The sequence below is a fragment of the Pseudomonas cremoricolorata DSM 17059 = NBRC 16634 genome (assembly GCF_000425745.1).
Taxonomy (GTDB): Bacteria; Pseudomonadota; Gammaproteobacteria; order Pseudomonadales; family Pseudomonadaceae; genus Aquipseudomonas; species Aquipseudomonas cremoricolorata.
The window spans coordinates 303,201-328,162 of the sequence record NZ_AUEA01000007.1 but is presented as its reverse complement, the minus strand read 5'-3'; the positions used below and the strand labels follow the sequence as shown (position 1 = coordinate 328,162).

The window sequence follows — 24,962 nt, the reverse complement described above, 5'->3', positions numbered from 1 at the left end:
ATACGCGCAAATTCCGCGATAGCTCAGTCGGTAGAGCAAATGACTGTTAATCATTGGGTCCCTGGTTCGAGTCCAGGTCGCGGAGCCAAACACAAAACCCCCAGATGCGTGAGCACTGGGGGTTTTTGCATTCTGCGCGAGTCAGTCCGCGGTTGACTGCTGCGGGCTGCTGCCATCGATCGGGTAGAACTCACCGTGGCTCCACACACCCAGTCGCTCTTGCCCTTCGACAAGCCGTGACACGGCCAACTCGACCAGTTGGTAGAACACACTGCGATTGATCAGCGCATGCAGATTGCCGCGCACGCTCAGGTAAGGCGCCGGGGTGTCGGTCAGCGGATCGACCGTCACCCACAATGGATGCTCAGGGCCAGCTTCAATGTCATCCTCGACGTTAGAAGTGAAGCGCAGGCGCTGCTGCTCACCCTCGCCTTCGACCTGCAGCAGGACTGCCACGAACGGCGCGTCATCGACCTGAATGCCGACCTTCTCGACCGGCGTCACCAGGAAGTAGTCATCGCCGTCGCGTCGCAGGATTGAGGAAAACAGCTTGACCATCGGCTTGCGGCCGATAGGGCTGCCCAGGTAATACCAGGTGCCATCGCGCGCGATGCGCATGTCGATGTCACCGCAGAACGCCGGGTTCCACAGATGAACCGGCGGTAATCCTTTGCCGCCGGGAATGTGCGCCAGCAAATCGTTGGCCTTGCCTGAATCGGTCATGTCTAGCCTCAGCGACTCATACCCACCAGGCTTCGAGCGTACTCGCGCATGGGCGCTGCGAGCAAATCGGCCGGGGTCGTGTCATGCAGGGTCAACAGGCCACCGCGGCTGCGAATGCGGACGGTGTCGATCAGGTAGCGAGTACTGGTTTCGATGAGCATCATCTGCACCACGCCGCTGTCCCAGCCGAGGCGATCGACGGCCTGCTCGTCATACCATTGATCGCCGTTGCCAATCCGGTCGTCGGTGCGCGCGTAGCGGGTATACAACACGTAGTGCGCGCCCAGAGACCGCGCCTCGGACAGCGCCTCTTCGAGCCCCAGCGGGGCCTGGGCGCGACGCACCAGCGGGAAATATTCGATGAAGGCCTTGAACGCCTCTTCGGCGACCACGTTCTGCCGCGGCACCGGGCCTTTACCAGGCGGGACGAAGGCGCCCTGGCCGATCAGGATGAACGAGTCAGGCTGCAGGCGAACCGACAGGGTTCGCCGTGTATCGCTGTGATCGAGCAGGCCGGCGTCACTCATGTGGTAGCGCACGCCCTCGCCCATGTCGCTCACGTTCATGCAACCACCCAGCGTCATCAACGCGAGTAGCAAACCCAGGCTGCGCATCCTTCCTCCTAATGCCGGTGACGAAAAACCGACGTTCAGACGCCAGATGCAGCTTTTGCGCCAGTTCGCTCCAGCCTGCGTGGATCAGTGGGCGGGCTCGGAATCTCGCTTGCGCTTGTTGCCCATGCGTACGCCGATATCCATGAGGAACTGGAAGAAACCTTCCTGATCCTCCAGCACGTTGCTCCAGAACGGCGAGTGATAGAGCGCGACCGCGCCATGCACCAGAGCCCAGGCGGCGCAGTAGTGGAAATACGGAGGGACGTCCTCAAGCTTGCCTTCACTGATACGGCCTTTGATCAGCAAGGTCAGGCGCTCGAAGTTGGAGGCGCGAATGCGGTGCAGCTCTTCCACCAGCTCAGGCACCTGATTGCCCTTGACGACCTTTTCTTCAAGGCGGTCGAACAGGCGATAGCGCTGCGGATCGCGCATGCGGAACTCGAAATAAGCGCGCGAGAGAGCTTCCTGGTCGCGGTCGACATCGTCGGAGTGCAGCAGCGTGTTCAGGTCGCGCTCGTAGTCGAGCATCAGCCGCAAGTAGATTTCGGCTTTCGACTTGAAGTGCTTGTAGATGGTGCCTTTGCCTATGCCGACGGCGTCAGCGATCATCTCGACGGTGACGCTGTCTTCACCTTGCTCGAGGAACAATTTGAGAGAGGTATCAAGAATTTCCTGTTCGCGACGACGGAATTCACGGACCTTGCGAGGTTCTTTCTGCATGGGAAGGACTGGCTGACAATCGAAGCGGATTATTATGCCCAAATGGCGGCAAAATGCACGGAACATCGAGCATATGTCTGTTTCACCACTTCGCACAGGGCAGCAGCGAGGCGTCGCTCGAGCCTTGCGATGAGTAGCGGCAGCGACCGTTCGGCGGCGCAAGCGGTAACTGTGCAAAAAATGATCAGAGGACACTGGCACTGTGCGGATCCTGGCCAATACTTGAGGTGTTGACGCGCCGCCCTCCCCCTGGCGGTTCGTCGATAGGGGCGCAAAGGACCAACCGCCCTTGTTTGACTCCTAATGGTCTTGACCCGGATTCCCTCCCCCAGAACCCGGGTTTTTTTTACCTGCGCAGCCGCGCCCGATCAGGCGACCCGAGCCAGGGGGAACAGACGCTTGAAGTTGTCGGTGGTTTGCCTAGCCAGGTTCTCGTAGCTTTCGCTGCGAACCGAGGCGATGAATTCCGCCACCTCGCGCACGTATTGCGGCAGGTTGGGTTTGCCACGATGTGGAATGGGTGCCAGGTAGGGAGAGTCGGTTTCCACCAGCAAGCGATCAGCCGGCACGCGCCGGGCGACATCGCGCAGCGCTTCGGCATTGCGGAAGGTCACGATGCCCGAGAGTGAAATGTAATAGCCCAGATCGAGCGCGGCCCTGGCCATTTCCCAATCTTCGGTGAAGCAGTGCAGCACGCCTGCCTGCGGCAGGCTGGCTTCGCGCAACAATGCAAGGGTGTCGGCCTGCGCGGCCCGCGTGTGCACGATCACCGGCTTGCCGGTCTGCCGCGAGGCTTCCAGGTGCAGACGGAATGAGTCCTGCTGCACCTTGGCCGCTTGCGGCTCGTAGTGGTAATCAAGGCCGGTCTCACCGATCGCCACGACGTGGGGATGCGCCAGCTCGGCAAGCAGCCAGTCCAGGACAGGCATCTGGTTCGGGGCAAGGTCCAGCGGGTGAATGCCCACTGAACAGTCGACATCGACGTAGCGCTCGCTCAGCGCCTTGACCGCCGAGGCGTTGTCGGCGCTGACGCCAATGCACAGAAAGTGACCGACGCCGCGATCACGCGCCGCCTGCAAGGCAGCATCGAGCGATCCCTGATGGACGCTGAGATCGAGTCGGTCTAGGTGGCAATGGGAATCTACGAGCATGAGAAGCCTTACATCGTGTTCAATGGGAAATCAGCGCGAGCCGGGCAACTGCGCCCACTGCGCCAGCAGTGCTTCAAGTAGCAATGCGCGGTTGAGGTTAGCCTTGCCGAGCACTTTCTGGCGCTGCTCCAGCACCCAGTTCTGCGCCTGCAGAACACCGGCCTGCGGGCTCTTCTGCCCCAGGTACTGAACCACCTTACGCATGTCGGCAAGGCCTAGACCTTCCTCGTCCTGGGTCAGTTGGTAGCGCAGGATCAGGTGGGTCCATTCGAAAAACCAGTCGAACAGCCGCAGCAGCGAGATCGCATTCCAGGCCTCGGCCAACTGGCTGGGGGATTGCTGCTGCTTGAGCAGTTTCTTCACCCCTTCGACCACCAGAGCACGTTGCTCGAGCACGCTTTGTTCGTGCAAGGCCAGGGCCGACAGCGGCGATCCACTGGCAAGCGTCAACAACACGTCGCGCTGCTCAGGCTCGCAGTCCGGCAGCGCCGAGGCCAGCCAGGCCTGGCTCTGAACGGCAGTGGGCTGCGGACAGGCGATCTGCTGGCAGCGGCTCTTGATGGTTGCCAGCAAACGGCTGGGCTGGTGAGTGACCAACAGCAGCACCGTGTCACCGGAAGGCTCTTCGAGGCTTTTGAGCAGTGCGTTGGACGCGTTGATATTCATCGCCTCGACCGGCTCGATGAGCACCACCTTGCGCCCCCCCTGCTGAGCAGTCTGCACCACGAAAGTCACCAGTTCGCGCACCTGGTCGACCTTGATCGGCTTGTCCGCTTCCTCGGGCTCGAGGACGAAATGGTCGGGATGGCTACCGGCCTTGAGCAACAGGCACGACTTGCAGCGCTGGCAGGCGTCGGCACCTTGCGGTTGCTGGCACAACAGGCGCGCCATCAGGCGCTCGGCCAGCGCCCTTTTGCCAATACCCTGGGAACCGTGCAGCAAGTAAGCATGGGCATGCTGAGTACGCCCCGCCACTTGCTGCCACAGGGCTGTCTGCCACGGATAGACGTCAACCACCACAATGCCCCCACAGGCCACTGGACAGGCCAGCGAACGCCAGAGGATCGTGGTCATGCCGCCGGGTATCTGCACAACGTGACCGTGCAAACAATTGCGCCATCAGACTGTTACGCACCTCTTCCACTCACCCTACCCTTTACATTCATTGGTTATGCCAAGAAAATCGCAGCTTTGAGCCTGACTATGCCTACCATCATTGGTCTCGCCGCCATCGCCAGAAGCGGCAAGGACACCGTCGCCTGCATGCTCCTCGAGCATCCTCAAGTGGCCGCCTACGCCCTGGCTGATCCATTGAAACTCGGCTGCCAGGCACTGTTCGGCCTGAGCGATGAGCAGGCCTGGCAAGACGCCTACAAAGAGTTGCCGATCGATCTGTGGGGCACTTCTCCGCGGCAAATGTTCCAGCGCGCAGGCACGGAATGGATGCGGCATGATAATCCAGACCACTGGCTGCTGCGAGCGGATCGACAGCTCAACTACCCTGCCCCCCCTCACCTCTGCGCCACCGCCGAGCAACTGGCATCACCCGATGCAGCGCTCTGGCTGGCTGTGCAGGCCTTCTGGGGGCTCAACCATGAGCAGACCTGGAGCAAGGCCTGCAGATGCGAGCCCGACACTTATTGGGGAAAAACGCCGCATGCGATGTTCGCCATTCTGACCGCGTGCGTCGAACGTGATGTACCCGACTACGTGAGCAAGCGAGCCCGTCAGCCGATACTGGAGGGCACTCGGCGTCTGACCGATGCTGCCGGCAAATCGGTTTTCGTCATCAAGGATATTCGCTACGAAAACGAAGCGGCGTTCTGGCGCGCCCATGGAGGGGTGATCTGGCACATCACCCGCGATGACGCAGTCAGGGTTCACGCCCACTCCTCGGAACTTGGCATCGCCCGCGCCAGCGGCGACGTGGTCATCGAGAACAATGGCTCACTGGCAGCGCTGAAACAGACGGTGCAAGGCGCTTGGGAGCGGTTGGTCGAGCATCAGCACTGACCTTGCGACGAGCCAGGCTGCGTGTTAAGGCGCAGCGGCTGGCTTGTCGGCCGCTTCAGGCGTTGAAGCGTCTGGACCGATACCTGCGGGCGCGTCGCTGTCGCCGCCCTTGGGCACTGTCTCGGGCTTGTCGGGCACTGCGTCCTGCGCGGCAGGTGTGGCAGTGCCACGCGGCGCCGGGCTTGAGCGGTAATCGGCACGGCGCTTGATCTGGTATTCACGTACCGCAGAATTGTGATCGTTCAGGTCATCCGAGAACACATGACTGCCATCGCCGCGGGCCACGAAATACAAACTCGTGCCGGACGAAGGATTGAGCGCCGCATGAATCGCCTCACGTCCAACCATGGCGATCGGCGTTGGCGGCAGACCGACCATGGTGTAGGTGTTGTAGGGGGTCGGTTCGCGCAGATCGGCGCGGGTGATGCGGCCGTTGTAGCGCTCGCCCATGCCGTAGATCACGGTGGGGTCGGTCTGCAGCATCATGCCGAGGCGCAACCGGCGGATGAAGACGCCGGAAATCTGCCCGCGCTCTTGGGGAATGCCCGTTTCCTTCTCGACCAGAGAAGCCATGATCAGCGCCTGATAGGCATCACGGTAGGGCAAATCGGTGGCCCGGGCCGCCCATTCCTGGGCCAGTACGTCGTCCAGGCGCATGTAAGCCTGCTGCAGCAGCTCGACATCGCTCATGCCGCGCACGAAACGATAGGTATCAGGGAAGAAGCGGCCTTCGGGAAACACGCCTGAATGCCCAAGCTTGTCCATCACCTCGGCATCGCTCAGGCCATCGAGGGTGTGCTGCAGGGTGTCATGCCTGGCAAGCGCTGCGCGCACCTGGCGGAAATTCCAGCCCTCGACCAGGGTGAGGGTGTACTGCACGACATCGCCACGGCGCCAGGCATCGAACAGCTCACCCATGGTCATGCCGGGCGTCAAGCGATACTCGCCGGTGTGCAAGGCCGTGCCGGCCATGTTGAAGCGCCAGTACAAACGCAGCCATACAGGGTCGTCGAGCAAGCCGTCCTGCTGCATTCGATAGAACATGCGATTGGGCGTGGTACCGCTCGGCACCTCGAGCATGCGCTCGGCGCTGAGCTGGATGGGCTGATCGACCACGGAATGCACTTTCCAGGCCGCCCAGCCGAACGTCAGGCCCGCCAGGACCAGGCCAATTTCAAGCAGCAGGAGGAATTTACGTCTCACGAATCAGGTATCCAGTAACGTACGGGCAACGGTCTGCAGTTTACGGGTGACTGGCCCTGGCGACCAGTTCAGCGCACCACAGGCACGCACCGGCCAGATGCCATACACGCTATTGCACACGAATACTTCATCGGCCCTGGCCAGATCATCGCTTGCGAGGTCAGTGATACGAACAGCCATGTCGAGCCGTTTCGCCTGCTCGATCAGCGCTGCGCGCATCACGCCCGCCACGCCACACCGGCTAAGGTCTGCGGTATACAGCTCAGCACCGTGAACGAGGAATAAGTTGCTGTAGACGCCCTCGATCACCCGGCCCTGGGTATCGCGCATCAGGCCTTCGGCGTGCTCGGCATCCTGCCATTCCGCGCGTGCCAATACCTGCTCGAGCCGATTGAGGTGCTTGAGCCCCGCCAGCAGGGGCTGTTCGGCCAACCGCGTCTGGCAGGCGAACAGGCGAATGCCCTGCTCGGCGTGCGCTGCCGGGTAAGCAGGCAAAGGACCCGCCTGGAGAATGCGCCGCGCCGGCGATGCCGGGGCGAAGGCATAGCCTCGCTGGCTATCGCCGCGGGTAAGGATGAGTTTGACGACGCCTTCGCCAAGCTGGCTGGCGAAACGTTCGACCTCTTCGCGGACCAAGGCCGGGTCGACCTCGATCAGAAGACGTGCACAGCCCAGCGCCAGGCGGGCGAGATGACCGTCGAGCAAGCTCGGCCGACCGCCGCGCACGGCGATGGTCTCGAACAGACCATCGCCGTAGGCCAGCCCGCGGTTCTGCACATCGAGCACAGAGGCCGGCTGACCGTCCACCCAGCCTTGCATCAGCCTTGGAACCGGCGGAATACCAGCGATCCGTTGGTGCCGCCGAAGCCGAAGGAGTTGGACAGTACGACGTCGATAGGCATGCTGCGCGCCTGATGCGGTACGAAGTCCAGATCACACCCTTCGTCAGGTTCGTCCAGGTTGATGGTGGGCGGCGCCATCTGGCTGTTGATCGCCAGGACACTGAAGATCGCCTCTACCGCACCCGCCGCACCCAGCAGATGGCCGGTCATCGACTTGGTCGAGCTAACCGCAAGCTTGTAAGCGTGCTCGCCAAACACCTGCTTGATGGCTGCCACCTCGGCGATGTCGCCGGCTGGGGTCGAAGTACCGTGGGCGTTGATGTAGCTGACCTGCTCAGGGGCGATACCCGCATCGCGCAGGGCGTTGGCCATGCAGCGGGCGGCACCTTCGCCGTCTTCAGGGGGCGAGGTCATGTGGTAGGCGTCGCCGCTCATGCCGAATCCGACCAGCTCGGCATAGATGGTGGCTCCGCGCGCCTGGGCGTGCTCGAGTTCTTCCAGAACCAAGGCACCTGCGCCGTCGGACAGCACGAAGCCATCGCGGCCTTTATCCCAGGGACGGCTGGCGCGGGCAGGCTCATCGTTGCGCGTCGACAATGCCCGCGACGCGCCAAAGCCGCCCATGCCCAGGCCACAGGCGGCCATCTCGGCCCCGCCGGCAATCATCACATCGGCTTCGCCGTAGGCAATGTTGCGTGCCGCCATGCCGATGCAGTGGGTGCCCGTGGTACAGGCAGTGGAAACCGCATAATTGGGGCCCTGCAGGCCCAGGTGGATCGAGAGGAAACCGGAAATCATGTTGATGATCGAACCCGGCACGAAGAACGGCGAGATCCGCCGTGGCCCCTGCGCATGCAACGTGCGACTGGTCTCTTCGATGTTGGTCAGGCCGCCGATGCCCGACCCCATCACCACGCCGATGCGCTGACGGTTGTCATCGCTGATGTCCAGCCCGGCATTTCGCACCGCCTGGAAACCGGCCGCCAGACCGTACTGAATGAACAGATCGAGCTTGCGTGCTTCCTTGGCTGACAGGTACTGCTCGACTTCAAAGCCCTTCACCGAGCCGCCAAAACGGGTGGAGTAGGCAGTCAAGTCGGTATGTTCGATCGGACCGATACCACTGCGTCCAGCCAGAATGCCCTGCCAGGTGCTCGGTACGTCAGTACCCAGGGGCGACAGCATCCCCATACCGGTGACTACGACGCGTCTACGCGACACAGTACTCTCCTTTTCAAATGACTACGGCTCTTGCAAAGAAAAAACCGCACGCCAGTAACGGCAGTGCGGTTTTTCCCGACAAGAAGCGTCGACTACTGAGGTCTTAAGCCTGGTGGCTGGTGACGTAGTCGATTGCAGCTTGAACGGTAGTGATCTTCTCGGCTTCTTCGTCCGGAATCTCGGTCTCGAATTCCTCTTCCAGAGCCATCACCAGCTCAACGGTGTCAAGCGAATCGGCACCCAGGTCATCGACGAAGGACTTATCGTTGGTCACATCCTCTTCTTTGACGCCCAGTTGCTCGGCGACGATTTTCTTGACGCGTTCTTCGATGGTGCTCATACCTAGTTTTCACTCCTAATGGACATATGTCAGGCAGCTGACCGGTGGGTAATTTTATAGAAAGACGCCCGCTTTTCAAGCGTAAAGCGTTTTCAGGTGAATTACCGCTCAGTTACCTGGAATCTGGTTGCAGCTTTATAACGGATTTTAGGCTCGCAGTATGACTGTTTTTTGAAGCAGTCCGTCACATTTGCCAGCAGGTTACATGTACATACCGCCGTTCACCGGAATGGTGGCACCGGTGACGTAGGCTGCGCCTTCAGAGGCGAGGAACCCCACCACCTTGGCGATTTCGTCAGCCTGACCCAGACGCCCCAGAGGAATCTGCGACTGCAGACTCTCACGTTGCGCCTCGGGCAACTCACGGGTCATGTCGGTATCGATGAAGCCCGGCGCTACCGAATTGACCGTGATACTACGCGAACCGACTTCACGCGCCAGGGCACGGCTGAAGCCTTCAAGGCCCGCTTTGGCAGAGGCATAATTGACCTGGCCGACGTTGCCCATTGCACCGACCACCGAGCCGATGCTGATGATACGGCCCCAGCGGGCCTTGGTCATGCCGCGCAAAACGCCCTTGGACAAACGGTACAGGCTATTGAGGTTGGTATCGATCACGTCGAACCACTCGTCGTCTTTCATCCGCAACATGAGGTTGTCGCGGGTGATGCCGGCATTGTTGACCAGAATGGTCGGGGCGCCAAACTGCTCGGCAATGGCTGCCAGAACGGCCGTGACCGACTCGTCGCTGGTGACATTGAGGGCCATGCCAGTACCGCTGATGCCGTGTTCCTTGAGGGTTTCGGCGATACGCTGCGCGCCGGAATCGGAGGTGGCGGTACCGATGACGGTGGCGCCTTGGCGGCCCAGCTCAAGCGCAATGGCCTGGCCAATACCACGACTGGCGCCAGTGACGAGTGCAACTTTACCTTGCAGGCTCATGCAAGTTTCTCCTAAATCAGGCCAGTGCCGCGTGGGTTGCGGCAACGGCGTCAGGGGTGTTGAGGTTGTAGGTGGTCACGCCGTCGGCGCAGCGCTTGTTCAAGCCAGCCAGGACCTTGCCCGGGCCACACTCGACCAGATTCACAGCACCTTGCGCCGCCAGCGCCTGCACGCACTCGACCCAGCGAACCGGCTGATACAACTGTGCCAGCAGGTCTTGCTTGAGCGTTTCCAGGTCCGCGGCCACGCCTGCGGTAACGTTTTGCACCACCGGAATGGACGGGGCCTTCCAGTCGATGGCGTTGACCGCCTCGGCGAAGCGTTCGGCAGCAGGCTTCATCAGTGCGCAATGGGACGGTACGCTGACCGCCAGAGGCATGGCACGCTTGGCGCCGGCAGCCTTGCACAGCTCGATGGCGCGATCAACCGCGGCCTTGTTACCAGCGATCACCACTTGGCCCGGAGAGTTGAAATTGACCGCGCTGACCACTTGGTCTTCAGCCGCCGCGGCGCAGATTTCCACGACCTTGGCATCGTCCAGACCGAGAATCGCCGCCATGCCGCCATGCCCTGCCGGCACAGCATCCTGCATCAATTGGCCGCGGCGCTCGACCAGGCGAACGGCATCGGCGAGGGACAGGCTGCCCGCGGCGACCAGCGCGCTGTATTCGCCCAGGCTATGCCCGGCAACCAACGCAGGGCGGGCGCCACCCTGTGCCAGCCATAGACGCCAGAGCGCAATCGAGGCGGTGAGGATCGCCGGCTGCGTCTTGTCGGTCTGATTGAGTTGCTCCACCGGGCCATCCTGAACCAACGCCCAGAGGTCGTAGCCCAGGGCGGCAGAGGCTTCCTTGAAGGTTTCAATGATGAGCGGCTGCTCGGCGCCAAGCTCGGCGAGCATGCCCAGCGACTGGGAACCTTGCCCAGGAAAGACGAATGCGAGGGATGCAGACATGGAACGAGCCCTTATGATCGTGTCATCGATGAGGTGCGCCGGACCCTGGCCCGACGCGCAGTCTGAAGACTTGGATGAAAACCCCGACCAGCCGGTCACATTCAACCGCCCGGGGTGCCTGTAGAGCGCGGCAGCAGGTCTTCGAGGTGACTGCGCAGGCGCTCGGGCACGTTGTGCCGTATCTCGCTCAGCGCACGCTCGATGGCGCTCTGAAAACCTTGCATGCCCGCAGAGCCGTGGCTCTTTATGACGATCCCTTGAAGCCCGAGAAAACTCGCGCCGTTATGCCGCGCCGGAGCCAGATCCGCGCGCAGGCGTCTGAGCAAGGGTAGCGCCAGCACGCCGGCGAGGCGCGCGAGCAGCCCCGAGCGGAACAACACCTGCAGACGCTCGGCGATCATGCTGGCCAGACCCTCGCTGGACTTGAGCACGGCATTGCCGACGAAGCCATCGCAGACCACTACATCCGCCTCGCCGCGGTACAACCCATCGCCTTCGACGAAACCGATGTAGTTCAAGCCGCGCGACTCGGCCAGCAGTGCCGCAGCCTGCCTGACTTGCTGATTGCCCTTGATCTGCTCGGTGCCCACGTTCAGCAGGCCGATCCGCGGACGCGCGATACCCAGGGTCTGCGCAGCGACCGCCCCCATGACAGCGAACTGATACAGATGCTCGGCACTGCAATCGACATTGGCGCCCAGATCGAGCAACTGGCAAAAACCCGAACGTGTCGGAATTGCCGCCACCATGGCCGGACGATCAATACCTGGCAAGGTCTTGAGCACGAATCGCGACAACGCCATCAACGCCCCGGTATTGCCGCCACTGACACAGGCCTGGGCCTTGCCATCGCGGACCAGCTCAAGGGCCACACGCATCGAGGAATCGGGCTTGCCGCGCAGTGCCTGCGCAGGCCGCTCATCCATGCTGATCGCTTCGCTGGCCGCAACGATGGACAGGCGCGAGCGCTCGGCAGCAGAAACACCGCTGACAAGTTCTTCGAGAAGAGGGGATTGACCAACAAGAATGAGGTGAAGCGAGGGAGTAGCTTTAAGGCAGGCGATGCTTGCCTGAACAATGAGACGGGGACCGAAGTCCCCGCCCATTGTGTCGATCGCGATGATCTGGACGGACAAGGATTACTCGTCAGCGCCCTTGTCGATCACTTTGCGACCACGGTATACGCCTTCTGGCGAAACGTGGTGACGCAGGTGAACTTCACCGGTGCTCTTCTCTACCGACAGCGCGTTTTCCGACAGGGCGTCGTGCGAACGGCGCATGTCACGGGCAGAGCGGGATTTTTTGTTCTGCTGAACAGCCATAATTGATTAACTCCTAAACGTTTGGGTCACGCTTTAACTGCGCCAAAACACTGAACGGGTTGGACCGCGATACCTCGTCCTTGCTCGGCTCGGGCTCATCTGCGCCCGCCGGCTGCTGGCATTCTTCCGGATGATGAGCAGGCACGATAGGCAGAGCGAGCAATAGCTCTTCTTCGATCAGCGCCTGCAGATCCAAAGGATCTTCGCCCAGTTCCAGCACGTCATAGCCTTTCGGCAACGACTGGGTATTCGCACCCTCCTTCACCACGGCGTATGTACATTCGCTGTGGATCGGCAGGGTGACCAGCTCAAGACAACGCTGGCAAACCATTTTGACTTCGACATCCAGCTCGGTGTGGATAACCACGGCGTGCTGTTCATCTCGTTCAAAATCGAACTTCGCCTGCACCGTACCGACATTGTCGGAAAGCGGGTCGCAGAGTCTTTCCAAATCAGCGAGTTGCAGCGAACCCTGGAGGGTTACGCCACGATCGGCCAATTTGCGCGGGTCAACGTGAGGTGGAATCGGGTCATTCAACATAGGCGCAGCATTCTAGGGATGCACCCCGCACCTGTCAAAGGAAATTAGGCGGGGCTGCGTATGTTAAGGTTGCGCACAATCGTCCGGAGTCCATGATGCTTCCTTTATTACTCGCCTCCAGCTCACCCTACCGCCGCGAACTGCTGCAACGCCTGCAGTTGCCGTTCACCTGCGCCAGCCCGAACATCGACGAGCAGCGCCTTGAGAACGAGTCGCCAGAAACCCTGGTCAGGCGCCTCGCCATGGACAAGGCCAAGGCACTGGCAGCTCGCCATCCCGAGCACCTGATCATCGGCTCGGACCAGGTGGCAGTGCTGGACGACCAGGTCCTAGGCAAGCCCCACACCGCCGAACGCGCCTGCGAACAACTGCTGGCCGCCAGCGGCAGGTCGGTGACCTTCCTGACCGGCCTGGCCCTGCTCAACACACGCAGCGGAGAGTGCCAGGTCGACTGCGTGCCGTTCACGGTCAATTTCAGGGCCCTGGACCGAGCCCGCATCGAACGCTACATCCAGGCAGAACAGCCCTTGGACTGCGCGGGCAGCTTCAAGGCCGAAGGTTTGGGCATCAGCCTGTTTCAAAGCACCTCAGGCAACGATGCCACCAGCCTGATTGGCCTGCCTCTCATTCGCCTGGTGGACATGCTGCTGCACGAGCAGGTGCGCATCCCCTGAACGAAGCGGGGCGAGTCGACCGCTCGACTCGCCCCGCTTCGTTCAGGCCGCTTTAATCAGCGCAGCGCAGGCCCTTGCAGGCCCATCCACAGTGCCAGACGCTCGGCCATGCTGGCGCCGATGCGCTTGGAGAAGCGATCGAACGGCGACTCCTGCACAGTGAAGTCGACCAGAGTCTTCTCGCCAACGACTTCACGCGCCACATAGCTGGCACTGCCAAGCCCATCGACCAGACCCAGCGCCTTGGCCTGCTCGCCCGACCACACCAGGCCACTGAACAGCTCAGGATGCTCTTTGTCTTTCAGGCGATCACCCCGGCCCTGCTTGACCATGGAGATGAACTGCTGGTGCGTGGTGTTCAGCACACCCTGCCAGAACGCGGTCTCGTCTGGCTTCTGCGGCGAGAACGGATCGAGGAAGGTCTTGTGTTCGCCCGCGGTGTACAGGCGCCGCTCGACACCCAGCTTCTCCATCGCTCCGACGAAGCCGTAGCCTGCCGCCGTCACACCAATCGAACCCACCAGACTGGCTTTGTCGGCGTAGATTTCATCTGCGGCACTGGCGATGTAGTAGGCGCCCGACGCACCCAGATCGGCGATCACCGCGTACAGCTTGATGTCCGGGTATTCGCCACGCAGGCGACGGATTTCATCATAGACATAGCCAGACTGCACCGGACTGCCACCCGGGCTGTTGATACGCAGCACCACGGCCTTGGTTTTCGCGTCTTTGAAGGCTTCGCGCAGGCTTTTGACCAGATTGTCGGCACTGGCCGACTCCTGATCGGCGATCACCCCGCGCAACTCAACCAGTGCCGTGTGATTGGTGCTGCGGGCGGCAGAGGTGTCCATGTCCATTAAAGGCGAGAACAGCAACAGCAGACCGAACAGATAGACGAAGGTCAGCAGCTTGAAGAAAATCCCCCAGCGCCGGGCGCGACGTTGCTCCTGAACACCCGCCAGCAGGGTTTTCTCCAGCAGTTTCCAGCTCTTGCGGTCTTCTTCATCTCCCGTTTCGGGAGCCTTCCATTGATCCGCCATGCTCACCTACCTTGGAGTGAAACCGGCGCGCGACCGTCGAGCCAGTCGCGCAATTGAGAAAAATGACTGATGCATAGCTGTGGCCCGAACTCTGCGAGCGCTTGCAGCGACATGGCGCCATAGCCTACCGCCACCGAGTGCATGCCGGCGTTGCTGGCCATCTGCAAGTCGAACGCCGAGTCACCCACCATGAGCGCCTGCTCCGGCGCCATGCCGCAATGGGCGAGAATCTCTTCGAGCATCAGCGGATGCGGCTTGCCGCGGGTCTCGTCAGCTGCGCGCGTGATATCGAAATAGTGCTCCCAGCCATTGGCCTTGAGCACCCTGTCGAGACCGCGACGAGCCTTGCCAGTGGCAACCGCCATACGATAGCCCTGGGCACGAAAGGCTTCCAGCGACTCCACCACCCCGTCGAACAGCGGCGAGGGTTGGCGGTCGAGTTCAACGTATACCTCGGCGTAGTGCCTACGGAAGGCCTCTACCTGCGCAGCATCCAGATGCGGGTAGAGCGTGGCGATGGCCTCGTCCAGGGCCAGGCCGATGATGCCCTTGACGGCAGAGTCGGCACTGCGCGGCTGAGCGGCGCGATCTGCAGCCTCAGCCATGGCCTGGACGATGCGGCCAATGGAGTCGGCCAGGGTGCCGTCCCAGTCGAAAATCAGCAGCTCGTAGTCAGGTCGCACTCAAACGCTCCACCGTGGCCGCCCATACCTCATCGACAGGTGCTTCGAGCTTGAGCTCACCGCCATCGGGCAGCGGCACCGTCAGGGCATAGGCATGCAGGAACAGGCGCTTGCCGCCCAAATCACGAATTTCCCGCGAGAAATCTTCGTCGCCGTACTTGCTGTCGCCCGCGATCATGTGCCCGGCGTGCAGGGCGTGAACTCGAATCTGGTGGGTGCGACCGGTGATCGGTCGGGCCTCGACGATGGTGGCGAACTCACCGAAGCGGCGCAGCACGCGGAACAGGGTCAGCGCCTCCTTGCCTTCGTCGTTGACCTCGACCATGCGCTCGCCGGAACGCAGGTTGCTCTTGAGCAGCGGCGCATTGACCTGCTTCTTCGAGGTGGGCCAGTGGCCACGCACCAGCGCCATATAGCGCTTGTCGACGCCATCACCGCGCAAGGCCGCGTGCAGGTGCCGGAGCATGCTGCGCTTCTTGGCGATCATCAGCAGCCCGGACGTGTCACGGTCCAGGCGATGCACCAGTTCGAGCTCCTTGGCATCGGGACGCATCTGACGCAGCGCCTCGATGACGCCGAAGCTCAGGCCGCTGCCACCGTGCACGGCGATTCCGGCCGGCTTGTTCATCACGATCAGCGCCTTGTCCTCATGGACGATGGCTGCCTCGAGGCGCTGCAGCAGGCCTTGAGCGACCGGCGCCGGCGCATCGCGCTCGGGCAGACGCACAGGCGGTACGCGAACGATGTCGCCGGCCTGGAGTTTGTATTCGGGTTTGATGCGCCCCTTGTTGACGCGCACTTCACCTTTGCGCAGGATGCGGTACACCAGCGTCTTGGGCACGCCCTTCAATGCGGTAATGAGGAAATTATCGATGCGCTGGCCGGCAAGCTCCGGCGGAACTTCAATCAGCTGGACGCCGGAAGTTGGGGGGGTATGGGTTGTCATCCCGCGATGATAACAATTTTTGATGCAATTGAAGCACTTAATCATTGCTGCTATAGTCGCGAACGCCGCCAAAAGCGGTAGGTCAGCGGCATATGGCTCAATGCAAGCCCCTGATCTACGCAATTCTCGAGGACGCGAGGCCGTCCTACGGGGTGTTTGCCAGCTACATGAACTGCCTGGAATCGCCGCCAGCGCTGAGTAGAGAAGACCGAAAAAAAACGACAAGTTCGGTGTCATGCCTGCTTCCCGATTATTTTCGCCCTATCCCCTCTGCCCGCCGCGTCACCTCCCTGCAGCGTCCGGCCAACGCTTCGGAAATACCTGCCTTGGACATGAAATGGCGTCAGCTCTCGAACTTGAGCTGGCGAAAAATGCAACCCGTTGCGGATTCAGCGCACGGCAGCACCCGAACTTTCAGGGATACGTGCAGGGTGGAGATGCATAGCCGCCGGACTGTGTAGCAGATGCCTAGGGTTTGTACGCAAAGTCGTCGAGCGACGATCAGGCAAGGCGAAAACAGGCGAGGAAGCGGAGTTTGCTGGTTGCAAATGAGCATTCCGAGCCTGCTTTCAACGCAGCGTGATCGTCGCGCAGGCACTTTTCGTACAAAACCTATTGGCGTCCACGGCCGACGGTTGATTCCTCCTCCTGACTGAGTGCACAGGGTTTGTTCGAGACGTCGCCCAGCAACGATCCGGCGAGTTGGAACCAGGCAACAGAACGCGATTTCGCAGGCCTCCCCTGTGTTTCGGGCCTGGCTTCAATGGAGCCTGATCGACACGCAAGCACTTATCGCCCATGCCCCGGCCTGTAGGGTTGAACCTGAGACCCCAGGCCAAGTGGCACCACAGCAATCAGGACGCGTCGTCGCGATCACGGCAGGCTGGGCAACCGGCTGGTGCCGAATATCGCTGGACACGGGGGTAGCTCGCTACCCCTGTCGCACCTTGGCACCGACCATGGAAAGTCGTGTGTGCCGAACGCCGTTTCCGGCAGCCCGGAAACCGACGGTACAACATGAAAAGAATGCTGATCAACGCAACTCAACCCGAAGAGTTGCGTGTAGCTCTGGTAGATGGCCAGCGTCTGTACGACCTGGACATCGAGTCCGGTGCCCGCGAGCAGAAAAAGGCCAACATCTACAAAGGCCGCATCACTCGCATCGAACCCAGCCTCGAAGCCGCTTTCGTCGACTTCGGCTCGGAACGCCACGGCTTCCTGCCTCTCAAGGAAATCTCCCGCGAGTACTTCAAGAAGTCCCCAGAAGGCCGCGTCAACATCAAAGAAGTCCTGAGCGAAGGCCAGGAAGTCATCGTCCAGGTCGAGAAAGAAGAACGTGGCAACAAGGGTGCGGCCCTCACCACCTTCATCAGCCTGGCCGGCCGCTACCTGGTGCTGATGCCCAACAACCCGCGTGCCGGCGGCATCTCCCGTCGCATCGAAGGTGAAGAGCGCAACGAACTGCGTGAAGCCCTCAACGGCCTGACCGTTCCGGCCGACATGGGGCTGATCGTGCGCACTGCAGGCCTTGGTCGCAGCAGCGAAGAAATGCAGTGGGACCTCGACTACCTGCTGCAACTGTGGACCGCCATCAAGGAAGCCTCCCTCGACCGCAACGCGCCGTTCCTGATCTACCAGGAAAGCAATGTCATCATCCGCGCGATTCGCGACTACCTGCGCCAGGACATCGGCGAAGTACTTATCGACAGCATCGAGGCCCAGGAAGAAGCCCTGACCTTCATCCGCCAGGTGATGCCACAGTACGCCAGCAAGGTGAAGCTGTACGAAGACAGCGTGCCGCTGTTCAATCGCTTCCAGATCGAAAGCCAGATCGAGACCGCCTTCCAGCGCGTCGTCGAGCTGCCGTCCGGCGGCTCCATCGTCATCGATCCTACCGAAGCCCTGGTGTCCATCGACATCAACTCGGCGCGTGCCACCAAAGGCAGCGACATCGAAGAAACCGCCCTGCAGACCAACCTGGAAGCAGCCGAAGAAATCGCCCGCCAGCTGCGCCTGCGTGACATCGGCGGCCTGATCGTCATCGACTTCATCGACATGACCCCGGCGAAGAACCAGCGTGCCGTGGAAGAGCGTGTCCGTGAAGCCCTGGAAGCCGACCGCGCTCGTGTTCAGGTAGGACGCATCTCGCGCTTCGGCCTGCTGGAAATGTCCCGTCAGCGCCTGCGCCCTTCCCTGGGCGAAAGCAGTGGCATCGTCTGCCCGCGCTGCTCGGGCACCGGCATCATCCGTGACGTCGAGTCGCTGTCGCTGGCGATCCTGCGCCTGATCGAAGAAGAAGCCCTGAAAGATCGCACCGCTGAAGTGCGCGCCCAGGTGCCGATTCCGGTTGCGGCCTTCCTGCTCAACGAAAAACGCAACTCGATCACCAAGATCGAACTGCGCACTCGCGCACGCATCATCATCCTGCCGAACGATCACCTGGAAACTCCGCACTTCGAAGTCCAGCGCCTGCGCGACGACAATCCGGAAGTGCTGAACAACCAGTCCAGCTACGAAATCGCCACCAGCGAGACCGAAGAAGTCCAGCCGCAAGCCGCCACCCGCACCCTGGTGCGTCAGGAAGCTGCGGTCAAGACCGCTCCGCCACGCACCAGTGCGCCGGTGCCGAGCACCCCGCAAGAGCAGCCGGTCGCCCCCGTCGCGGCCGCCCCCGCAGCGCCCGAGCCAAGCCTGTTCAAAGGCCTGGTGAAGTCGCTGGTCAGCCTGTTCGCCGCCAAGGAAGAGCCCGCACCAGCGCCGGTCGCCAGCCCGGAAAAACCGGCCGCCAGCGAGCGTAGCCAACGTAACGAGGAGCGCCGCAACGGTCGCCAGCAGAGCCGCAACCGCGGTGGTCGTCGCGACGAAGAACGCAAGCCGCGCGAAGAACGCAGCGAGCGCCCTGCCCGTGAGGAACGCCAGCCGCGTGAAGAGCGTCAGCCACGTGAAGAACGCGCCCCGCGTGAAGAACGAGCAGCCCGCCAGCCGCGCGAAGACCGTCGCGGCAATCGTGAAGATCGCCCGGTCCGCGAACTGCGCGAGCCACTGGATGCCGCCCCTGCCGTTGCAGCCAGCCGTGAAGAACGTGCCCCTCGCGAGGAGCGTGCACCGCGTGAAGAACGCGCACCGCGTAGCGAGCGCGCCCCACGGGAAGAACGCGCTCCACGCGAAGGCCGTGAAGAACGTGCCCCTCGCGAAGAGCGTGCACCGCGCGAAGGCCGTGCCAGCCGCGAAGAACGCGCACCCCGCGAAGAGCGTGCACCTCAGGAAGCCGTTGTCGCCTTGAGTGAAGTCGTGCCAACCGAAGTGCTGTCGACCGAAGTCGTACAGAACGACGCTGCCCAAGTCGAAGCGGCCGCTACCCAAGCACCTGCCAAGCAGGAAGAGCGCGCGCCTCGCGAAGAGCGTCAGCCACGTGCCCAGCGTGAAGAGCGTCAACCGCGCGCCGCCGAGCAGGCTGCCGAAACCAGTGACGAGCAAGCGTCTACCGACGCCGCCGACGAAGCCCAGGCCGATCAGGACAACGGTGACGACGAGCGTCCGCGCCGCCGCTCCCGTGGGCAGCGTCGCCGCAGCAACCGTCGCGAGCGTCAGCGCAATGCCAATGGCGAGCTGATCGAAGGCGAAGAAGAAGGCAGCGAAACGCAAGCTGCGGCCTCTTCCGAGCAGCCCACTGAACAGCACCAGGCCTCGCCGCTGGGCGCCGAACTGGCCGCCGGCCTGGCAGTCACCGCAGCTGTCGCCAGCAGCCAGGTCAGTGCCGATGCCGAAGCTCAGGCGCAACAGCAAGCTGAGCGCGCGACCGAGACCGTCGAGCAGACCCTCGAAGCGCCGCAGGCTGCAGAAGTGCCGCCACCGGCTGAAGCCGCGGCCATCGCCCCGGTGGTCGAGCAAGCACAGCCCGAGCCGGTAACCGAGGTTGTCGCCGATGCCACGCCAGTGGTCGAGCACACTCCGCAACGCAGCCGCGAAGCAGTCGAAGCTGCCCCAGTCGCCGAGGGTGGCGAAATCGAGCCAGCGGTGCGGGCAGAGCAGCCAGCACCGGCTGCCGAAGTCGCCGAGGTCGAGCCAACTGCTGCCACCGCAGTAGTAGAGGCGCCCGCAGCCGAGCAAGCGCCCCAACCGGCCCCTGTGGTAATCACCGAGCAAGCGGTATCGGCACCCGAGCCTGCAGTCGCAGCTCAGACCGAAGCGACCGCGCAAAGCGCCGAGCAAGCGCCTGAGCCAGCCGAGCCCGTTGCAGAGCAGGCACCTGCTGCCGAGCCTGCCACGGTGATGCTGTCCAATGGCCGTGCGCCGAACGACCCGCGGGAAGTGCGTCGCCGCAAGCGTGAGGCCGAAGCTGCTGCCGCCGCCGCCGCTGCACAGGCCCAGGCAGACCAACCGATCGATGCACAGAAACCGCATCACGATTGATTTGACCGCCTGAACGAAAAGCCCCGCCAGTGCGAACTGGCGGGGCTTTTTGTTGGGCGTCTGTAGATCGATGTCTCGATTTGGGTTACGGCATCAGTAGAGATTGGGCTCCATTTCCAGCTCGACGCCGAAGCGCGCGCGTATATCGGCCTGGATCTTGCCGGCCAGCGCGTGCAGTTGGGCACCTGTGGCCTGGCCATGGTTGACCAGCACCAGGGCCTGCTGCTGGTGAACGCCAGCGTCGCCCTCGCGATAGCCCTTCCAGCCAGCCTGTTCGATCAGCCAGCCAGCGGCGAGCTTGACCCCCGCACTGCCCTGCGGGTAAGCCACCAGCCCTGGGTGAGCGGCACGCAGACGCTGGGCGCACTCGGCGGACACCACTGGGTTCTTGAAAAAGCTGCCAGCGTTGCCCAGCACTGCCGGATCAGGCAGTTTCTCGCGGCGGATGCTGCAAATGGCCTCGCTGATGGCCTGGGCAGTGGGCTGTTCGCAGCCTTCTTCCAGCAAGCGCTGGCGCACAGGTCCGTAGTCGAGGTGCGCATCGAGCGTACGGCTCAATGCGAAGCGCACCCGCAGGATCAACCAGCGACCAGGATTGGCCTTGAACACGCTGTCGCGATAGGCGAATGCGCAGTCTTGCAGGCTGAACTCACGCACCTCGCCGGTCTGGCGGTCCAACGCGCTGAGCCCTGCAAATACATCCTTGATTTCCACGCCATAGGCGCCGATGTTCTGCATCGGTGCGGCGCCCACCGTGCCCGGTATCAGGCTGAGATTTTCGAGGCCACACAAACCCTGGCTGATACTCCACTGCACGAAAGGATGCCAAGGCTCCCCCGCCTCGGCTTCGACCACCACGCGCTGATCAACGTCACCCAGCACACGCCGGCCACGGCTGGCGATCTGCAGCACCAGCGCATCGACATCACGGGTCAGCAACAGGTTACTGCCGCCGCCCAGCACCAGCACCGGCAGATCGCGCTGCGCTGCCGCTGCCAGGGCCTGGCGAATATCATCGTCGCTGCTGGCGCGCACCAGATAGCGTGCGGCGACATCGATGCCAAAGGTGTTGAGCGCCTTGAGCGACGCTTGCTCCTGCCAGGTCGCGGTCATGACCGCCCCTTGATTTCGTCGAGCAGGCTCGCGCAGGCCGTCTCGATCAGATCGAGGACCTGCTCGAAGCCGTCAGCGCCGCCATAGTACGGATCAGGAACGTCCTCGACTGAGGCGCCATAGCGGCGCAGGAACAGATCGAGCTCGGCGCTGGCGTTGGCCGGTCGCAAGGCTTGCAGATCACGCAGGTTGCTCGAGTCCATCGCCAGGATCAGATCGTACTCGGCGAAATCCTCTGCCTTGACCTGCTGCGCGCGCTGGCGCGACAGGTCGTAGCCACGGGCCATCGCGGCGCGACTGGTGCGGCTGTCAGGGGCGTTGCCGACATGCCAGTCGCCGGTGCCAGCCGAGGCCACCTCGACCCGCTTGGCCAGCCCCGCGCGCTCGAGCTGTTGGCGCATGACGCCTTCGGCGGTGGGCGAACGGCAGATGTTACCCAGGCAGACGAACAGAATGCGCATCAGTGCTCCAGCAGGCGCCGAACGCGCTCGAGATCTTCTTGAGTGTCCACACCCACCGCTGGTGCTTCGAAGGCGTCGGCCACGTGGATACGCACGCCATGCCACAGGGCGCGCAATTGCTCCAGCGACTCAGCCTGTTCGAGCCAGCACGGGCCCCAGCTCACGAAATCCTGCAAGAAGCCAACACGGTAGGCGTACATACCGATGTGGCGACGATACGGCACGCCTTCAGGCAACTGTTCACGGTTCTTGGCGAACGCATCGCGCGCCCAGGGCAGCGGTGCCCGGCTGAAGCTCAGCGCCAGGCCGTTCTTGTCGCTGACCACTTTGACCGCATTGGGGTTGAACACGGTCTGTGGGTCTTCGATCGCTTCGGCCAGGGTGGCGATGCCCGCTTGCGGGTGGGCTGCCAGATTGGTCGCCACTTGGTCGATGATCACCGGCGGAATCAACGGCTCGTCGCCCTGGACGTTGACCACGATGGCGTCATCTGCCAGGCCCAGCAGCGCGGCCACTTCGGCCAGGCGGTCAGTGCCCGACTCGTGATCGACGCGGGTCATCACGGCCTCGGCGCCGAACGCCAGGCAGGCATCGAGGATGCTTTGGTCATCGGTGGCGATCACCACCCGCGCCGCGGCACTTTTGCATGCCTGTTCCCAGACATGCTGGACCATGGGCTTGCCAGCGATAAGCAACAGCGGCTTGCCTGGCAGGCGGGTGGAACGCAGGCGAGCAGGAATGACGACAGTGAAATTCAGGCTCATTTGTCCAGGCGCTCCTCGTCGGTCAGCGTGCGGGCTTCGCTTTCCAGCATCACCGGAATGCCGTCGCGAATCGGATAGGCGAGGCCCGCGCTCTTGCTGATCAGCTCGGTCTTGTCGGCGCTGAGCTTGAGCGGGCTCTTGGTGATCGGGCAAGCCAGAATGTCGAGCAGTTTGGTGTCCATGAAGGGGTCCTGGGGGCGTTGGCCGGAAAAGAAAAGGGATTCACAGCAGGCGTTGCAATTGGGCATCGAACCAGTCGGTGAAGGCCGCACTGGGTTGCGCTTCGACCGCCAGATACCACCAGTCATCGGCGGCGAAGGCCTGGCATTTGACCGCATCCTTTTCGGTCATGACCAACGGCAGCGAGGGGCTGAAGCTCAGCGCCTGGCGGCTGAACTGGGCATGGTCGGCGAAAGGGTGCGGCAGTGGCTGCCAGTCTAGCGCCTGCAAGGTATTGAAGAAACGCTGGGGGTTACCGATACCGGCCACGGCGTGCAGCGTCTGGCCAGGGGGGAAATGATCGAGGCTCTGACGCTCTGCGCTGAGCAGATTGACCAGAGCGCTTGGCCTGAGCTGGAAGGCAAAGCCCCCCGTCGAATCCGCGCTGGCACCGTTGTACAGCACTGCATCGACCGAAGAGAGACGCTCGGCCGGCTCGCGCAGGGGCCCGGCCGGCAGGCAGCGGCCGTTGCCCAGGCCTCGCGCGGCATCGATCAGCACCAGTTCAAGGTCACGCGCCAGGCGATAGTGCTGCAGGCCATCGTCGCAGAGGATCAGGTCGAGCGGTTGCGCTGCGAGCAACGCTTGCACGGCCCTGGGGCGGTCAGGGTCGATCATCAGCGCGACGTCCGTGCGGCGCACGATCAGCAATGGCTCATCACCAGCCTGCTCGGCGCTCTGCCCGGCTTCCACCCGCCAGGGCAAGGACGGCGGCTTGGCGCCATAACCGCGGCTCACCACGCCCACGCGCAGGCCGCGGCGGCGGCAGTGTTCGATCAGCCAGAGAATCATCGGCGTCTTGCCAGTGCCGCCAACGGTGATATTGCCGACCACGATCACCGGCACCGGGGCACGGTAGCTGGGGCGCTCGCCAGAGATGAAGACTGCGCGCTTGCGGGTAACGACGCGGCGGTACAACGCCTCCAGCGGGCGTAGCAGCGCCAGCGCCGGGTGCCCGCTGTACCAGGCTTGCAACAAGCGCTCGGTGAAAGCCATCACGGCGTCTCCTGAACCGCCTCGACCGTGGTCATGCGCAACTGGCTGAAGCCCAGCTTGCCGGCTGCATCCATCGCAGTCACCACGGCCTGATGCGGAGTCTTGCCATCGGCACTGATCAGCAGCGGCAAGGTGTTATCACCGGCCGAGGCACGTTGCACGGCTTCGGTAAGGGTGGCCAGATCGCTCTTGGGCAGCAGGTTGTTGTTGACCGAATACACACCCTCGGCGCTGATGGTGATTTCCACCAGACGCTCCTGCCCCGCCGGCGCCGCACTGGCGCTGACCGACTCGGGCAATTCGACACGCAGCTGGTTCTCGCGGGTGAACGTGGTGGTGACCACGAAGAACAGCAGCAGCACAAAAACCACGTCGATCAGCGAGGCGAGATTGATATCGACATTCTCGCGCTGGCGGTTGCGCCGGAACTTCACGCTTTGGCTCCGCTGATTTCCACTTCACGATCACCCTGCAGCACTTCCACCAGCTTGATCGCTTCCTGCTCCATGCCCACTACCAGTTCATCGATCCGGCGCAGCAGGAAACGGTGGAAGAACACCGCAGGAATACCCACCATCAGACCGGCTGCAGTGGTGACCAGCGCCTTGGAGATACCGCCGGCGAGCACCGAGGCATTGGTGGTCATCTGCGAGCCCATGAAGGCGCTGAAGATGTCGATCATCCCGAGCACCGTGCCCAACAGGCCCAACAGCGGTGCCATCGCAGCGATGGTGCCGAGGGTGCTGACGTAGCGCTCCAGTTCATGGATCACCCGCGACGCCGCTTCCTCGATGCACTCTTTCATGATTTCCCGGCCATGCCGGGAGTTGGCCAGCCCCGCCGCGAGAATTTCCCCCAGCGGCGAGTCGGCACGCAGCGCCTTGAGCTTGTCGCTGGTGAGCTGTTTATCCTTGATCCACATCCACACCTGACCCAGCAAGTGAGGGGGCGTGACGCGACTGGCGCGCAAGGTCCACAAACGTTCCACGACAATCGCCATGGCAGCGATGGAACTCAGAATGATCGGCAGCATCATCCAGCCGCCCGACTTGACCAATTCCCACAC

At 62.5% G+C, this 24,962-nt stretch carries 27 protein-coding genes and 1 tRNA gene; 4 read left to right on the top strand and 24 right to left on the bottom strand.

The window, feature by feature from the left end:
• Positions 1-12: 12 nt before the first annotated feature.
• A tRNA-Asn gene (locus tag H618_RS0110105) sits at positions 13-88 on the top strand.
• Positions 89-141: 53 nt separating this feature from the next.
• Here H618_RS0110105 and H618_RS0110100 read toward each other — a convergent pair.
• The 5 genes from H618_RS0110100 to H618_RS0110080 form a co-directional block, all read right to left on the bottom strand.
• Positions 142-723, bottom strand: a complete 582-nt coding sequence (locus tag H618_RS0110100) for a DUF1285 domain-containing protein (protein ID WP_028694954.1) — start codon at positions 721-723, stop codon at positions 142-144.
• A gap of 8 nt (positions 724-731) precedes the next feature.
• A complete protein-coding gene (locus H618_RS0110095; RefSeq protein WP_028694953.1) occupies positions 732-1,337 on the bottom strand; it encodes a DUF4823 domain-containing protein in 606 nt (201 codons plus the stop codon).
• 84 nt (positions 1,338-1,421) lie between these two features.
• On the bottom strand, positions 1,422-2,057 hold the full coding sequence (locus H618_RS0110090) for a TetR/AcrR family transcriptional regulator (protein WP_028694952.1): 636 nt from the start codon (positions 2,055-2,057) through the stop codon (positions 1,422-1,424).
• 368 nt (positions 2,058-2,425) lie between these two features.
• The gene (locus H618_RS0110085; protein ID WP_028694951.1) at positions 2,426-3,208 is read right to left on the bottom strand and encodes a TatD family hydrolase; all 783 of its coding nucleotides are present in this window, start codon (positions 3,206-3,208) and stop codon (positions 2,426-2,428) included.
• Between the two features lie 30 nt (positions 3,209-3,238).
• A complete protein-coding gene (locus tag H618_RS0110080; protein WP_028694950.1) occupies positions 3,239-4,225 on the bottom strand; it encodes a DNA polymerase III subunit delta' in 987 nt (328 codons plus the stop codon).
• Positions 4,226-4,411: 186 nt separating this feature from the next.
• Here H618_RS0110080 and H618_RS0110075 point away from each other — a divergent pair, with 186 nt between their 5' ends.
• A complete protein-coding gene (locus H618_RS0110075; protein WP_028694949.1) occupies positions 4,412-5,221 on the top strand; it encodes a deoxynucleotide monophosphate kinase family protein in 810 nt (269 codons plus the stop codon).
• A gap of 24 nt (positions 5,222-5,245) precedes the next feature.
• Here H618_RS0110075 and mltG read toward each other — a convergent pair whose 3' ends face one another.
• The 9 genes from mltG to H618_RS0110030 form a co-directional block, all read right to left on the bottom strand.
• Positions 5,246-6,424: an endolytic transglycosylase MltG gene (mltG, locus tag H618_RS21555; RefSeq protein ID WP_033727595.1), complete on the bottom strand. Its 1,179-nt coding sequence runs from the start codon at positions 6,422-6,424 to the stop codon at positions 5,246-5,248.
• 3 nt (positions 6,425-6,427) lie between these two features.
• Positions 6,428-7,243 (bottom strand): aminodeoxychorismate lyase, encoded by an 816-nt coding sequence (gene pabC, locus H618_RS0110065; protein WP_028694948.1) that lies wholly within the window; start codon positions 7,241-7,243, stop codon positions 6,428-6,430.
• On the bottom strand, positions 7,243-8,487 hold the full coding sequence (gene fabF / locus H618_RS0110060; protein ID WP_028694947.1) for a beta-ketoacyl-ACP synthase II: 1,245 nt from the start codon (positions 8,485-8,487) through the stop codon (positions 7,243-7,245). Before fabF ends, pabC begins: the two co-directional genes overlap by 1 nt.
• A 103-nt stretch (positions 8,488-8,590) precedes the next feature.
• Positions 8,591-8,827: an acyl carrier protein gene (gene acpP / locus H618_RS0110055; RefSeq protein ID WP_028694946.1), complete on the bottom strand. Its 237-nt coding sequence runs from the start codon at positions 8,825-8,827 to the stop codon at positions 8,591-8,593.
• Positions 8,828-9,028: 201 nt separating this feature from the next.
• A complete protein-coding gene (gene fabG / locus H618_RS0110050) occupies positions 9,029-9,769 on the bottom strand; it encodes a 3-oxoacyl-ACP reductase FabG (protein ID WP_028694945.1) in 741 nt (246 codons plus the stop codon).
• A 16-nt stretch (positions 9,770-9,785) separates the two neighbouring features.
• Positions 9,786-10,724, bottom strand: coding sequence for an ACP S-malonyltransferase (gene fabD / locus H618_RS0110045; RefSeq protein ID WP_028694944.1), 939 nt, complete (start codon positions 10,722-10,724; stop codon positions 9,786-9,788).
• 101 nt (positions 10,725-10,825) lie between these two features.
• Positions 10,826-11,860, bottom strand: a complete 1,035-nt coding sequence (plsX, locus tag H618_RS0110040) for a phosphate acyltransferase PlsX (RefSeq protein ID WP_081673753.1) — start codon at positions 11,858-11,860, stop codon at positions 10,826-10,828.
• Positions 11,861-11,863: 3 nt separating this feature from the next.
• Entirely contained in the window at positions 11,864-12,046 is a 183-nt protein-coding gene (rpmF, locus tag H618_RS0110035) for a 50S ribosomal protein L32 (RefSeq protein WP_008096416.1), read from the bottom strand.
• A 13-nt stretch (positions 12,047-12,059) separates the two neighbouring features.
• A complete protein-coding gene (locus tag H618_RS0110030) occupies positions 12,060-12,587 on the bottom strand; it encodes a YceD family protein (RefSeq protein WP_028694942.1) in 528 nt (175 codons plus the stop codon).
• Positions 12,588-12,682: 95 nt separating this feature from the next.
• Between H618_RS0110030 and H618_RS0110025 the strand changes: the two genes are divergently transcribed.
• Positions 12,683-13,261 carry a Maf family protein gene (locus H618_RS0110025; protein WP_028694941.1) on the top strand — a complete coding sequence of 193 codons (579 nt, stop codon included), beginning with the start codon at positions 12,683-12,685 and terminating at the stop codon, positions 13,259-13,261.
• 56 nt (positions 13,262-13,317) lie between these two features.
• Here H618_RS0110025 and H618_RS0110020 read toward each other — a convergent pair whose 3' ends face one another.
• Genes H618_RS0110020 through rluC form a run of 3 tightly spaced genes read right to left on the bottom strand, consistent with a single transcriptional unit; the run spans position 13,318 to position 15,930 of the window.
• A complete protein-coding gene (locus tag H618_RS0110020) occupies positions 13,318-14,301 on the bottom strand; it encodes a S49 family peptidase (RefSeq protein WP_028694940.1) in 984 nt (327 codons plus the stop codon).
• Between the two features lie 2 nt (positions 14,302-14,303).
• Positions 14,304-14,984: an HAD family hydrolase gene (locus H618_RS0110015; protein WP_028694939.1), complete on the bottom strand. Its 681-nt coding sequence runs from the start codon at positions 14,982-14,984 to the stop codon at positions 14,304-14,306.
• Positions 14,974-15,930 carry a 23S rRNA pseudouridine(955/2504/2580) synthase RluC gene (gene rluC, locus H618_RS0110010; protein WP_028694938.1) on the bottom strand — a complete coding sequence of 319 codons (957 nt, stop codon included), beginning with the start codon at positions 15,928-15,930 and terminating at the stop codon, positions 14,974-14,976. Before rluC ends, H618_RS0110015 begins: the two co-directional genes overlap by 11 nt.
• A 1,017-nt stretch (positions 15,931-16,947) precedes the next feature.
• Here rluC and rne point away from each other — a divergent pair.
• Positions 16,948-20,343: a ribonuclease E gene (gene rne / locus H618_RS0110005; RefSeq protein ID WP_028694937.1), complete on the top strand. Its 3,396-nt coding sequence runs from the start codon at positions 16,948-16,950 to the stop codon at positions 20,341-20,343.
• 93 nt (positions 20,344-20,436) lie between these two features.
• On the opposite strand, the gene murB is transcribed toward rne, so the two are convergent.
• The 7 genes from murB to H618_RS0109970 are packed head-to-tail and all read right to left on the bottom strand — an operon-like array spanning position 20,437 to position 24,962.
• Entirely contained in the window at positions 20,437-21,456 is a 1,020-nt protein-coding gene (murB, locus tag H618_RS0110000; protein WP_028694936.1) for a UDP-N-acetylmuramate dehydrogenase, read from the bottom strand.
• The gene (locus H618_RS0109995; protein WP_028694935.1) at positions 21,453-21,917 is read right to left on the bottom strand and encodes a low molecular weight protein-tyrosine-phosphatase; all 465 of its coding nucleotides are present in this window, start codon (positions 21,915-21,917) and stop codon (positions 21,453-21,455) included. The genes murB and H618_RS0109995 overlap by 4 nt, the downstream gene beginning before the upstream one ends.
• A complete protein-coding gene (gene kdsB, locus H618_RS0109990) occupies positions 21,917-22,681 on the bottom strand; it encodes a 3-deoxy-manno-octulosonate cytidylyltransferase (protein WP_028694934.1) in 765 nt (254 codons plus the stop codon). Before kdsB ends, H618_RS0109995 begins: the two co-directional genes overlap by 1 nt.
• On the bottom strand, positions 22,678-22,863 hold the full coding sequence (locus H618_RS0109985) for a Trm112 family protein (RefSeq protein WP_028694933.1): 186 nt from the start codon (positions 22,861-22,863) through the stop codon (positions 22,678-22,680). Before H618_RS0109985 ends, kdsB begins: the two co-directional genes overlap by 4 nt.
• Positions 22,864-22,903: 40 nt before the next feature.
• Positions 22,904-23,896, bottom strand: a complete 993-nt coding sequence (gene lpxK / locus H618_RS0109980; protein WP_028694932.1) for a tetraacyldisaccharide 4'-kinase — start codon at positions 23,894-23,896, stop codon at positions 22,904-22,906.
• Positions 23,896-24,330, bottom strand: coding sequence for an ExbD/TolR family protein (locus H618_RS0109975; protein ID WP_028694931.1), 435 nt, complete (start codon positions 24,328-24,330; stop codon positions 23,896-23,898). Before H618_RS0109975 ends, lpxK begins: the two co-directional genes overlap by 1 nt.
• Positions 24,327-24,962 (bottom strand): MotA/TolQ/ExbB proton channel family protein, encoded by a 636-nt coding sequence (locus H618_RS0109970; RefSeq protein WP_028694930.1) that lies wholly within the window; start codon positions 24,960-24,962, stop codon positions 24,327-24,329. Before H618_RS0109970 ends, H618_RS0109975 begins: the two co-directional genes overlap by 4 nt.

Coding starts and splice junctions, on each gene's coding strand:
- H618_RS0110100 (WP_028694954.1), bottom strand. CDS start 723: ATGACCGATTCAGGCAAGGCCAACGATTTGCTGGCGCACATTCCCGGC.
- H618_RS0110095 (WP_028694953.1), bottom strand. CDS start 1,337: ATGCGCAGCCTGGGTTTGCTACTCGCGTTGATGACGCTGGGTGGTTGC.
- H618_RS0110090 (WP_028694952.1), bottom strand. CDS start 2,057: ATGCAGAAAGAACCTCGCAAGGTCCGTGAATTCCGTCGTCGCGAACAG.
- H618_RS0110085 (WP_028694951.1), bottom strand. CDS start 3,208: ATGCTCGTAGATTCCCATTGCCACCTAGACCGACTCGATCTCAGCGTC.
- H618_RS0110075 (WP_028694949.1), top strand. CDS start 4,412: ATGCCTACCATCATTGGTCTCGCCGCCATCGCCAGAAGCGGCAAGGAC.
- pabC (WP_028694948.1), bottom strand. CDS start 7,243: ATGCAAGGCTGGGTGGACGGTCAGCCGGCCTCTGTGCTCGATGTGCAG.
- acpP (WP_028694946.1), bottom strand. CDS start 8,827: ATGAGCACCATCGAAGAACGCGTCAAGAAAATCGTCGCCGAGCAACTG.
- fabG (WP_028694945.1), bottom strand. CDS start 9,769: ATGAGCCTGCAAGGTAAAGTTGCACTCGTCACTGGCGCCAGTCGTGGT.
- fabD (WP_028694944.1), bottom strand. CDS start 10,724: ATGTCTGCATCCCTCGCATTCGTCTTTCCTGGGCAAGGTTCCCAGTCG.
- rpmF (WP_008096416.1), bottom strand. CDS start 12,046: ATGGCTGTTCAGCAGAACAAAAAATCCCGCTCTGCCCGTGACATGCGC.
- H618_RS0110030 (WP_028694942.1), bottom strand. CDS start 12,587: ATGTTGAATGACCCGATTCCACCTCACGTTGACCCGCGCAAATTGGCC.
- H618_RS0110025 (WP_028694941.1), top strand. CDS start 12,683: ATGCTTCCTTTATTACTCGCCTCCAGCTCACCCTACCGCCGCGAACTG.
- H618_RS0110020 (WP_028694940.1), bottom strand. CDS start 14,301: ATGGCGGATCAATGGAAGGCTCCCGAAACGGGAGATGAAGAAGACCGC.
- rluC (WP_028694938.1), bottom strand. CDS start 15,930: ATGACAACCCATACCCCCCCAACTTCCGGCGTCCAGCTGATTGAAGTT.
- rne (WP_028694937.1), top strand. CDS start 16,948: ATGAAAAGAATGCTGATCAACGCAACTCAACCCGAAGAGTTGCGTGTA.
- murB (WP_028694936.1), bottom strand. CDS start 21,456: ATGACCGCGACCTGGCAGGAGCAAGCGTCGCTCAAGGCGCTCAACACC.
- H618_RS0109995 (WP_028694935.1), bottom strand. CDS start 21,917: ATGCGCATTCTGTTCGTCTGCCTGGGTAACATCTGCCGTTCGCCCACC.
- kdsB (WP_028694934.1), bottom strand. CDS start 22,681: ATGAGCCTGAATTTCACTGTCGTCATTCCTGCTCGCCTGCGTTCCACC.
- H618_RS0109985 (WP_028694933.1), bottom strand. CDS start 22,863: ATGGACACCAAACTGCTCGACATTCTGGCTTGCCCGATCACCAAGAGC.
- lpxK (WP_028694932.1), bottom strand. CDS start 23,896: ATGGCTTTCACCGAGCGCTTGTTGCAAGCCTGGTACAGCGGGCACCCG.